The sequence below is a fragment of the Streptomyces botrytidirepellens genome (genome assembly GCF_003721215.1).
GTDB lineage: Bacteria > Actinomycetota > Actinomycetes > Streptomycetales > Streptomycetaceae > Streptomyces > Streptomyces himastatinicus.
Genome location: NZ_RIBZ01000246.1, coordinates 16811 through 27083 on the forward strand (window position 1 = coordinate 16811; position 10273 = coordinate 27083).

10 protein-coding genes are annotated in these 10273 nt (G+C 71.8%); 7 read left to right on the forward strand and 3 right to left on the reverse strand.

Going from position 1 to position 10273, the window contains the following annotated elements; genetic code table 11:
• The 4 genes from EEJ42_RS19390 to EEJ42_RS19405 are packed head-to-tail and all read left to right on the forward strand — an operon-like array spanning position 1 to position 3905.
• Positions 1-930 carry an ABC transporter permease gene (locus tag EEJ42_RS19390; protein WP_123101222.1) on the forward strand — a complete coding sequence of 310 codons (930 nt, stop codon included), beginning with the start codon at positions 1-3 and terminating at the stop codon, positions 928-930.
• Positions 931-944: 14 nt separating this feature from the next.
• The gene (locus EEJ42_RS19395; protein WP_123101224.1) at positions 945-1904 is read left to right on the forward strand and encodes an ABC transporter permease; all 960 of its coding nucleotides are present in this window, start codon (positions 945-947) and stop codon (positions 1902-1904) included.
• Positions 1901-2914, forward strand: coding sequence for an ABC transporter ATP-binding protein (locus tag EEJ42_RS19400; RefSeq protein WP_123101226.1), 1014 nt, complete (start codon positions 1901-1903; stop codon positions 2912-2914). Before EEJ42_RS19395 ends, EEJ42_RS19400 begins: the two co-directional genes overlap by 4 nt.
• Entirely contained in the window at positions 2907-3905 is a 999-nt protein-coding gene (locus EEJ42_RS19405; protein ID WP_123101228.1) for an ABC transporter ATP-binding protein, read from the forward strand. Before EEJ42_RS19400 ends, EEJ42_RS19405 begins: the two co-directional genes overlap by 8 nt.
• A gap of 65 nt (positions 3906-3970) precedes the next feature.
• Here EEJ42_RS19405 and EEJ42_RS19410 read toward each other — a convergent pair whose 3' ends face one another.
• Both EEJ42_RS19410 and EEJ42_RS19415 read right to left on the reverse strand, forming a co-directional pair.
• Positions 3971-5185: an alginate lyase family protein gene (locus tag EEJ42_RS19410; RefSeq protein ID WP_123101230.1), complete on the reverse strand. Its 1215-nt coding sequence runs from the start codon at positions 5183-5185 to the stop codon at positions 3971-3973.
• Between the two features lie 126 nt (positions 5186-5311).
• Complete coding sequence (locus EEJ42_RS19415) at positions 5312-6244, reverse strand: LysR family transcriptional regulator (protein ID WP_123101232.1); 933 nt, start codon at positions 6242-6244, stop codon at positions 5312-5314.
• A gap of 100 nt (positions 6245-6344) precedes the next feature.
• Here EEJ42_RS19415 and EEJ42_RS19420 point away from each other — a divergent pair, with 100 nt between their 5' ends.
• The 3 genes from EEJ42_RS19420 to EEJ42_RS19430 all read left to right on the forward strand — a co-directional run bounded on the left by EEJ42_RS19420 (position 6345) and on the right by EEJ42_RS19430 (position 8937).
• A complete protein-coding gene (locus EEJ42_RS19420) occupies positions 6345-7604 on the forward strand; it encodes an MFS transporter (RefSeq protein ID WP_246096942.1) in 1260 nt (419 codons plus the stop codon).
• Between the two features lie 35 nt (positions 7605-7639).
• Complete coding sequence (locus EEJ42_RS19425; RefSeq protein ID WP_123101236.1) at positions 7640-8437, forward strand: thioesterase family protein; 798 nt, start codon at positions 7640-7642, stop codon at positions 8435-8437.
• Positions 8438-8514: 77 nt separating this feature from the next.
• A complete protein-coding gene (locus tag EEJ42_RS19430) occupies positions 8515-8937 on the forward strand; it encodes a PPOX class F420-dependent oxidoreductase (RefSeq protein WP_123101238.1) in 423 nt (140 codons plus the stop codon).
• Between the two features lie 66 nt (positions 8938-9003).
• On the opposite strand, the gene EEJ42_RS19435 is transcribed toward EEJ42_RS19430, so the two are convergent.
• Positions 9004-10083 carry a tetratricopeptide repeat protein gene (locus EEJ42_RS19435; RefSeq protein ID WP_123101240.1) on the reverse strand — a complete coding sequence of 360 codons (1080 nt, stop codon included), beginning with the start codon at positions 10081-10083 and terminating at the stop codon, positions 9004-9006.
• Between the last annotated feature and the right edge of the window lie 190 nt (positions 10084-10273).

Consider the following 10273-nt stretch of genomic DNA (forward strand, 5'->3'; position numbering starts at 1 on the left):
ATGACGTCCTTCCTGCGCAAGCGCATCATCTCCAGCGCGATCCCCCTGGTGTTCGTGGTGCTGGGCGTGTTCTGCCTGGCCCGCCTCACCGGCAACCCCGTCGACCTCTACCTCCCGCTGAGCGCCACCCCCGAGCAGCGCGCGGAATTCTCCGCGGCCCACGGCTTCGACGACTCCCTCCCGGTGCAGTTGTGGGACTACCTCGGCAATGCCGCGCGGCTCGACTTCGGCGTATCGCTGCGCACCGGGGAGCCCGCCGACGCGATGGTGCTGGAGGCGTTTCCCGTCACCCTCCAACTCGCCGGAATGACGATGCTGCTGGCGGTCCTCGGTGCCCTGCTGGTCGGCAGCCTCGCCGCCTACCGGCCCCAGTCGGCCGTCGACCGGCTCGCGGGGCTGCTGTCGATGACCGCGGCCAGCATCCCCGACTTCTGGTTCGCGATCATGGGTGTGCTGGTCTTCGGAGTGGCTCTGGACTGGTTGCCGACCTCCGGCACCCTGGGCGGTCCCGAGGTGTGGGTGCTGCCGCTGGCCACCTTGCTGATCCGCCCGTTCGGGGTGCTCGTCCAAGTCGTCCGCGGCAGCATGGTCGGCGCGCTGTCGGCTCCTTACGTCAAGGTCGCCCGCAGCAAGGGCGCCGATGCCACGCGCGTGGTGTTCGGGCACGCCCTGCGCAACGCCATTACGCCCGTGCTGACCGTCGCCGGGGATCTCGCCGTCGGCCTCGTCAACGGCGCGGTGGTGGTGGAAACGGTCTTCGGCTGGCCCGGGATCGGCAAGCTCATGATCGACTCGATTCTCCAGCGCGACTTCGCGGTGTTGCAGGCCGCCGTCCTGCTCACCGCCGTGACGATCTTCGCGCTGAACATCCTCGTCGACGTCTGCCACGCGCTGATCGACCCCCGGGTGCGCCAGGCGGTGCCGGCGTGAGCGAAGGAGCCACCATGTCCGCCCCCGACGACCACACGTCACCCGCGGCTGCCTCGTCGCGTACCCGGCCGCCCCGCTGGTGGCGGCTGCTCGGCAGGGACCGGGGCGCGGCCGCCGCGGCCGTCATCCTGGCCCTGGTGTTCCTCGTCGCGCTGTTCGGCCGGCTCTTCCTCGGCGACCGGGCGGTACGGCAGGATCTGCGCGCCTCGCTGCGCCCGCCCTCCCTCGACCACGGCTTCTACGGACTGCTCGGCACGGACGTCCTGGGCCGCAGCGTGCTGGCCCGGCTGGTGGACGCCGCCGCGACGACGCTGTCCATCGCGGTGCCCGCGGTGCTGTGCTCGCTGCTGATCGGCTCCGCCCTGGGGCTGTGGGCCGGGTACCACGGGGGCGTGCGCGAGAACGTCGCGATGCGCGTCGCCGATGTCATCCTCAGCTTTCCGTCCCTGCTGATCGCGGTGGTCGTGCTGTACGTGTTCGCACCCAGCGCGATGAACATCGTGCTGATCCTCGCCGTCGCGCGCATCCCCGTCTATCTGCGCACCGCCCGCGCGGAGGCTGCCGAGCTGAGGAGCCGTCTGTTCGTCGACGCGGCCCGGACGTTCGGTACGCCCGGATCGGCCATCATCCGGCGGCACCTCCTGCCGATCGCGCTGCCGACCCTGCTGACCGTGGCCACGCTCGACTTCTGCTTCGTCATGCTGACCGAGTCGTCCTTGAGTTTCCTCGGCATCGGCATCCAGCCGCCCGAGGTGAGCTGGGGGCTGATGGTGGCCCAGGGGCGCCAGTACCTGCGGACCGCCTGGTGGATCGCCGTGCTGCCGGGGCTCGCCATCATGGTCACCACGGTGTCGGCCACGGTGCTCGCCGCCTGGGTGCGCCTGGCCACCGACCCCGGCCAGCGGTGGCGGCTGACGCTGCCCCGGAAGCGGCGCGGCGAGCGGGCCGCCGTACCCCCGGAGATGATCGCGTGAAGCCATCCGCCCTCCCCTCGCCCGCCACGACCGGCCGCCCCGCGCTCGAGGTCGAGGGGCTCCGCGTCGATCTGCACACCCCCTCCGGCACGGTCCGCGCCGTGGACGGCGTCAGCTTCGGCGTGCACAAGGGGCGCACCCTGGCGCTCCTCGGCGAGTCCGGCTGCGGGAAGTCGATGACCGCGCTGTCCATCGCCGGGCTGCTCGACCCCGTGGCCGAGGTGACGGGCGGCTCGGTACGGGTGTCCGGCACCGAGGTGGTGGGACTGGGCCCGGCCGAGCGCAGAAAGCTGGCCGGTCCCGTGCTGTCGATCGTCTTCCAGGACGCGCTGGCCGCGCTCAACCCCGTCCAGCCGGTCGGCCGTCAGCTCGCCGAGCCGTTCCGCATCCATCGCGGGCTGTCGCGCCGCCACGCCGCGGAGAAGGCGGTGGAGCTGATGACGCGCGTCGGCATCCCCGAGCCCCGGCTGCGGGCCCGCTCGTACCCGCACCAGTTCTCCGGCGGCATGCGCCAGCGGCTGCTGATCGCGATGGCCGTCGCCCTGGACCCCGATGTGCTGATCGCCGACGAGCCCACGACCGCGCTCGACGTCACCGTACAGGCGCAGATCATGCGGCTGTTGCGGGACCTCCAGACCGAACGGGACATGGCGCTCGTGCTGATCACCCACGACCTGGCGGTGGTCGCCCGGCGCGCGGACGACGTCGTGGTGATGTACGCGGGCACGGTGGTGGAGACCGGCCCGGTGCGAGAGGTGTTCTCCCGCCCCCGCCACCCCTACACCAGGGCGCTGCTGGACTCCGTACCCGAACACGCCGTCAGGGGGCGCCCACTGCCCGCCGTCCCCGGCAGCCCGCCCGAGCTGAGCGCGGTGCCGCCCGGCTGTGTCTTCCAGGCCCGGTGTCCGCTGGCCGGCGAACGCTGCGCCCGGGAACGCCCTCCCCTGGAGCCCGTGGGCGCCTCGCGCTCGGCCGCCTGCCACTTCTCCGAGGAGCTCGACCGTGGCTGAGAACCCCGGAACGCCTCTGCTCGACGTCCGCGGCGTGACGAAGTCGTTCGGCCACGGCCGCCGCCGGCTGACCGCGGTCGACGGAGTCGACATCCGGGTCGAGCGCGGCCAGACCCTCGGCCTGGTGGGCGAGTCCGGATGCGGAAAGTCGACCCTGGCCCGGGTGGTCCTCGGGCTGGAGCGGCCGGACGCGGGAACGGTGCGCTTCGACGGCACCGATCCCTTCACCCTGAAGGGCAGGGAACTGCTGGCGTGGCGGCGCCGGGTGCAGATGGTGTTCCAGGACCCGTTCGCCTCGCTCAACGCCCGGATGTCCGCGGCCGACCTCATCGGCGAGCCGTGGCGCACCCACCGCGACATCGTGCCCACCGCGCGGGAACGGGACCGCCGGGTCGTTGAGCTGCTGTCCCTCGTCGGGCTGCGGGAGAGCGACGCCCACCGCTACCCGAACGAGTTCTCCGGCGGGCAGCGGCAGCGCATCGGCATCGCCCGTGCGCTGGCCCTCGAACCCGACCTCATCGTGTGCGACGAGCCCGTGTCCGCGCTGGACCTGTCGGTGCAGGCCCAGGTGCTCAATGTGCTCTCCGAGCTGCGGGAGCGGCTCGGCGTCTCCTACGTGTTCATCTCCCACGACCTGTCCGTGGTCCGGTACGTCTCCGACCGGGTGGCGGTGATGTACCTGGGCAAGGTCATCGAACACGGCCGCGCCGACGAGGTCTTCGACCGGCCGCTGCACCCCTACACCGCCGCCCTGATGTCCTCCGCTCCCCGGCTGGAGGTGTCCGGGGCGGCACACGATACGGAGATCCCCCTGCACGGGGAGATCCCCTCCCCGTACGGCATTCCCTCGGGCTGCCGGTTCCGGACCCGCTGCTGGAAGAGCGAGCCCCGCTGCGCCGAGACCGCCCCCGCGGCCGTCAGCCGCGCACCCGCGGCGCCCACCGGGCGCGAGCCGCACGAGGCCCTGTGCCACTTCCCGCTCGACAGCTGATGCCGGTCAGGGCGGGCCGGACGTCCCGATGCGAACGTCCGGCCCGCCGCTCCTGCCGTGGACGGTCAGGAGGGGTTGTCCGCGTGGGTGAGGGTCGTCCACGCGTTGAAGTAGTTGTCGGTGCCGGACGGACGGTGCGCCTCGGTGTACTTCTGGGTGTTGGACATGGCGATGCCGAGGCGGTTGTGGAGGGCGTTGAAGCCGACCTCGGTGACCTCGTCGAGGCCCTTCTTGACCGAGCCGCCGCACAGCCAGGACGGCACGGTGGCGCCGTTCTCGTAGGACGTGTGGAAGCCCAGGGCCTGGCGCAGCCGCTCCTGGATCTTCGGGTAGAGGTCCTGGCCCTGGATGCGGCTGGTCTCGGCGATGTCCGCGATGGAGGCGATGCCCCAGCCGGTGTGCCCGAAGTCGCGGCAGGTCTCCTGGGAGAGGCCGTCGGTGAAGGTGCTCTGGCCCTGCCAGTACTTCACGATCTCGGCCTCGGTGTCGATGCTGCTGTTCGCGGGCGGCTTGGGCAGATCGCCGTCGGCGGCCACGTAGACGTACGCCGGGACGCGGGCGAGGTAGGTGCTGACGGCCTTGTCGTAACTGGTGCGGTCCTCGATGAAGACGGAGATGCCGATCGCCGCCTCGGTCATGACCAGTTGCCAGTTGCCGTTCTTGGTCTCGGCCCCGCTGATCACCTCGGGGAGGTACACGGTGCGCAGCATGGTGGCGAAGCGGCCGGAGTTCGCCCAGCCGCCGTCGTAGGTGTACTTGATGATCTCGGCGGCGCGTGGCCAGGTGGATCCGGACCAGCCGCTCTGGAGCGGGGCGTTGCTGTTGGTGTGATCGGTGATGGTCGCGGACCAGGCGTCCATGATCTCGATCGCCTTCTTGGCGTATCTGCTGTCCCGGGTGAAGTACCAGGCGAGCGCGTCGGTGTAGGCCGCGATGGCGTCCTGGCGCTCGTCGGTGCAGCCGTTGTTGGGGTTGGACGACGATCCGCATTCCACGATGGCGCGCGGCTTGGGGTTACGCGACAGGGAGGCGTAGGAGCTGGCCATCATGTTGTCGTACGCGGCCTTCCAGGGCTGCTGACCGGCCTGCACCTTCGCCCGGGCGTAGTCGAGTTGGCCCCGGCTCACCAGCACTCCGGGGTGGGTGAAGGTGGTCGGCGCGGCGGTCGCGCGCGAGGCCGGGCCGCTGAGCTGAAGACTCAACAGCCCGGCCAGCAGGGCGAGAACACTGAGCAGGGCGGTTCTGGGTCTGATTCTGGTTCTGGTTCTGGCTCGTGCCATCCGATGACCTCTTCCATGCTCGTTGGCCTGGACCAAGCTGCATAGTCGTGGGCATGTCAACACTTGTCAATGCTCGTGTATGTGGCCGGTGTTCATCCCCTTGTCCATGAAGGTCACATCGACAGATCACCGTGTGGTGTTGTGACCCGCCGCCTCGCATGACGACCATGGGTACTCACGGGCCAGGGCCACGGTCAGCGCGCGGAAGATGCGCACTTCGGGGTTGGTGTCCGTCGTGCGGGTGGCGAGGACGCTGTGGGCGTGGGGGGCGTCCAGCACCGGTACGTACCGGGCGCCCGGCCAGCGGTAGTAGCGGGCGAAGGACGCAAGCCCCGATCCGGCGCCGCGGCCCGCCGCCACGCTGGTGAGGATGTCCTGGGGCGTGAGGGCGCAGTCGGGTGCGCGGCGTTCGCCGGTCTCGAAGTACAGGTAGTCGGTGAAGGTGCGCGGCGTGTGCGGCGGCAGCTGAAGGTAGGGCAGGTCGATGACGTCGGCCAGGTGGACGCCGGTTGCTGCGGCGTCCGCGAGGGCGGAGCGGGCCGGGACCGCGACGATCCGCTGTTCGGCAGTGATGAAGTCCACCTCGATGCCCTCGGCCTCGAAGGCGGGCCGTACGAAGGCCACGTCCACGCGGTCCTCGCGGAGCGCGCTGATGTGCTCGGTGAAGGTCAACTGGACGAGTTCCAGCGGCACTTCCGGCCTGGCACGGCGGAAGGCACTGACGGCGGCCGGGGTGACCTCGGCCGAGCCGTGACCCATGATGCCCACCCGCAGGGTGCGCACACCCGCGGGCGGGGCGAGGGCGGCCTCGGTCACGTCCTCGACGGCCGCGTTCGCGGCGGCGAGCAGGGTGCGGGCGTGGGAGACGAGCCGCTGTCCGGCGACGGTCGATACGACGGGCCCCCTGCCCCGGTCCAGCAGCCGGGTGCCGAACTCCCGCTCCAGCTGCTGCACATGCTGGGTGACCGCGGCCGGCGACAGGAAGAGCCGGGAGGCGGCCCGTCCGTAGTGCTCCTCCTCGACCACCGCCAGGAACGAGGACAGCTTGCGCAGATCCATACCGGCCACGATACGACCGTATCGCGCCTGGTCACGACGGCATTCAGGATTCCTGAACGGAGGCGGCGCCGGGCGCCGGACGGCCCGTACAACGGTGGGTATGAGCAAGCACTCCGCCACGACCGCTCCACCCTCGACCTCCGCTCCCGCCCCGCCGCCGGACGCCACCGCGCCCGCGCCACGGCACTGGCTCAGGGCGGGCTGGGTGATGACGGCCTCCGGCTGGAGCGCCAACCAGTTCTCCGCCCTGCTGGGTGCCTACCGCAGCGATCTGGGCCTGACCACGGCCGGCACGACTGCCCTGTTCGGCATCTATGTGCTGGGGCTCATCCCCGGCCTGCTGCTGGGCGGTCCGCTCGCCGACCGGCGGGGCCGCCGCCCCGTCGTCTTCCTCGCGCTGGGCACATCGGCGCTGGCCACCTGCCTGCTGATGATCGGTCCCACCGCCTCCGCCTTCCTGTGGCCAGGGCGCTTCCTGACCGGGATCGGCGCGGGTGCCCTGTTGGCGGCGGGCAGCGCCTGGATCACGGAGCTGTCCTCGCCCCCGCACGGCACCGCGCCCAACCCGGGGGTGGCGGCCCGCCGTTCCGGCCTGTTCCTGTCCGCGGGCTTCGCGACCGGCGGCCTGGCCGCCTCCCTGATCGCCCAGTGGGCCCCGCACCCCATGGTCACCGCCTATGTCCCGCATCTGGTCCTCACCGCCGTCGCCGCGCTGTGCGCCGCCCGTGCCCCCGAGTCCTCCCCGGCCCGCTCCGGCACGGAATCGGCCGCTGTCGCATCCGTCGCGCCGGAGGAGCGGCGGGCCCCGGCGCGCGCGTTCCGCAGGATGGTGGCCCCGGTGGCGCCGTGGGTGTTCATCGCCCCGGCGGTGGCGTTCGCCACGCTGCCCGGGCTGGTCGACGGCGAACTGAAGGGCTGGGAGACCGTCTACGCCGGTGTGATCACCGCCGTCACCCCGGGCGCGGGCATCATCGTGGCGCCGTTCGCGCGGTCGCTCGCCGCCCGGCACCGGGTCGCCACGGGCTCCATCGGGCTGGCCGCCGTCGCCCTCGGGCTGCTGGTCTCCGCGCTCGCCGCGGCGCAGGCCCAGCCCGTGATCGCCCTGCTCGCCTCGGTCGTGCTCGGCGCCGGGTACGGCCTGTGCGTCGCGTACGGCCTGACCGAGGTCGCCGCTCTCGCACCGCCGCACCAGCTGGCGCGCCTGACCTCGTACTTCTGGACGATGGCCTACCTGGGCTTCCTGGCCCCTTACGTCATCACCCTGTTCACCGGGGTCTTCTCCCCGCCCGCGATCCTCATCGGCGCGGCCGTGCTGGCGGTCGTCACGCTCGCGGCGGTCACCGTCCGCGCCGAAAACTAAGGTGGCCCCGACACAGCCAGCGGAGAGGCGAACCGGTGAATACGGAGTCATTGCCCGAGTCCTTCTATCGGCACCTGGGTGGCGGTCGCTATGCGTCCAGTCCTGCCACGGCGGGGCCGTGGAGCCCGAAGACGCAGCACGGCGGCCCTCCCTCCGCGCTGCTGGGCAGGGCGCTCGAACAGCACGCGGCCCGCGAGGGGTTGCGCATCGCCCGCATCACGCTGGATTTGCCGCGCCCGGTTCCCGTGGGCGAGTTGGAGGTCCACGTCCGTACGCTCCGCTCGGGCGGGCGCACCGAGCTGCTGGAGGGCGAGCTGACCTCCGACGGCAAGAGCGTGCTGGTGGCACGGGCCTGGAAAATCGCCGCCAGCCCTGCCGACACCCCGTCGCTGCGACCGGTTCCGGCCCCGCCCGAGCTGCCGGAGGCGCAGCCCGCGCAGACGATGGCGGGCGCGTACCTGGACGGCTACCTCTCCGCGATGGAGTGGCGGTTCGAGCCGGGGAAGGCGTTCGACACGCCCGGCCCGGGCACGGCCTGGGCACGGCAGCGCATCCCGCTGGTGGCCGGTGAGGAGGACACTCCCCTGACCCGCGCCCTCACGCTGGCCGACAGCAACTGGGCCGTGGCCTTCGAACTCGACCATCAGCAGGGGTTCGTCATCAACACCGACATCACGCTGGCGCTGCACCGGGAACCCGTCGGCGAATGGTTCTGCATACGCGCCGCCACCGCGGCCAGCCCCCACGGATCCGGCCTGGCGCTCGGGCAGCTCGACGACGAGGCCGGGGACTGCGGCCGCATCCTCCAGACCCTGCTGGTCTCCGACCGCTGACGGAACGTACCATCCCGGCATCGCGGGGCCCGCCATGTCCTCCGGCTTGCCCCGCCACCCGTCAGCAAGGAGTTCTCATGTCCAAGCCGCCGCTGCCGCCCGAGGCCGTCGCCCTGCTGCGCGGCCCCAATCCGGCCGTCATGGCCACCGTGCGCTCGGACGGCACCCCCGTGTCCACTCCCACCTGGTACGCGTGGGAGGACGGCCGTGTCCTGGTCAACCTGGACGACGGCCGGGTGCGGCTGAAGCACCTGCGCCGCGATCCGCGGGTGACCCTCACCGTCCTGGACAAGGACGACTGGTACACCCATGTCACGCTCATCGGACGTGTCGTCGAGATGCGTGAGGACGAGGGCCTGGCCGACATCGACCGCATCGCGCACCACTACATCGGTGGCCCGTATCCGGACCGGGTCCGCGCCCGGACCAGCGCGTGGATCGAGGTCGAGCGGTGGCACGGCTGGGGTTCGATGAAGGACAACGACCAGGCCTCCGTGTAAGCCGTCGAACGCCACGGCCCCAGGTCCGTCCCGGGGCCGTGGCGGGCCGGGGCGGGGTCCTTCGTGTCAGGCGGTGGCGGCCTGGTGTTCCGGGGACGCCGTCGCCGTCTCCTCGTGCTCCGTGATGCCGAACTCCACCCGCGCGCGGTCCACCATCCGGCGGGCGTGCCGCAGCCCGATGCGGTCCAGCACACCGGCCAGCTCGGCGAGATCGGCGGCTGTCGCGTCCCGGTCGCGTCCCAGCCGGGCCAGGGACTTGACGAGCCCCAGCCTGGCGAGGGCCTCGCCGCGCGGCTCGCTCATGGTGCGGAACTCGGACAGCGCCTCCTGGTAGATGTCACGCGCCTCGGCGAAGCGGCCCGCGCGATAGAGCACGTTGCCGCGCATCTTGTGGTTGTAGGCCAGCGCGCTCATCAGGTTCATGGTGCGGCACATCACCTCCGCCTCGGCGAGCAGCTCCAGCGCACGGTCCGCGTCGCCGTCGCGCACCGAGACGATGTCGGCCAGGCCGCGCAGCGCCCAGGCGTGTCCGCGCCGGTCGTCGGCCTGTGCGGCGATCGCCGCGGACTCCTCGAACATCGCGTACGCCGTGTCGTAGGACCCGGTGTTGCGGTGCATCTGGGCGATGCCCTCCAGCGCCCATACGGTGTGCCGTGCCTCGCCACGTTCCCGCGCCTCGGCGAGGAGTTGCTCGTGCAGCGCGCTCACGCCCTCGTAATCCCCCTGGATACGGCCCGTCTCCGCCAGGCCCGCGAGCGAGTAGCCGCGGGCGAGGATGTCCCCTCCGCGTTCGCCGAGTTCGGCCGCGAAGCCGAGCAGCCGCCACGCCAGCGCCAGGGCGCCCCGCTGCCGTGCGAGTGTGCCGCCGCTCCACAGCGCCCACGCCATCGCCCCGGCGTCCCCCGCCGTGCGGGCCGCCCGGTAGCTGGCCTTCCACTCGCGGTCGGCATCCGTCACGTGTCCCAGCCTGCGGTGGGCTTCGGCCACCGCGAGCCCCACGCGTGCCGTCTCACGCGGGCAGCCGCTCCGCTCGGCCGCCCGCAACTGCTCGGTGCCCGCGGCCAGTACGTCGACCAGTGACGAGTTCACGGACAGGGTGGTGGTGAGGGAGCCCTGGTACTCCGGGGCGAATGCCTTGCCGTACATGGATGCCTTTCCGTCGGTGATTCCCGCGGAAGCGCATGCCACCCGCTATACACCGCGTCTATACATCACGTGCATAGCAGGGCGCAAACGACCCCCCACTCCGGTGGCCGCCGCGCGCGTCCGCTGCCGATCAAGACGCGATACGGCCCGGGGAGGTTGTTCCGGATCCGTGTCATCCACATACGGGTTC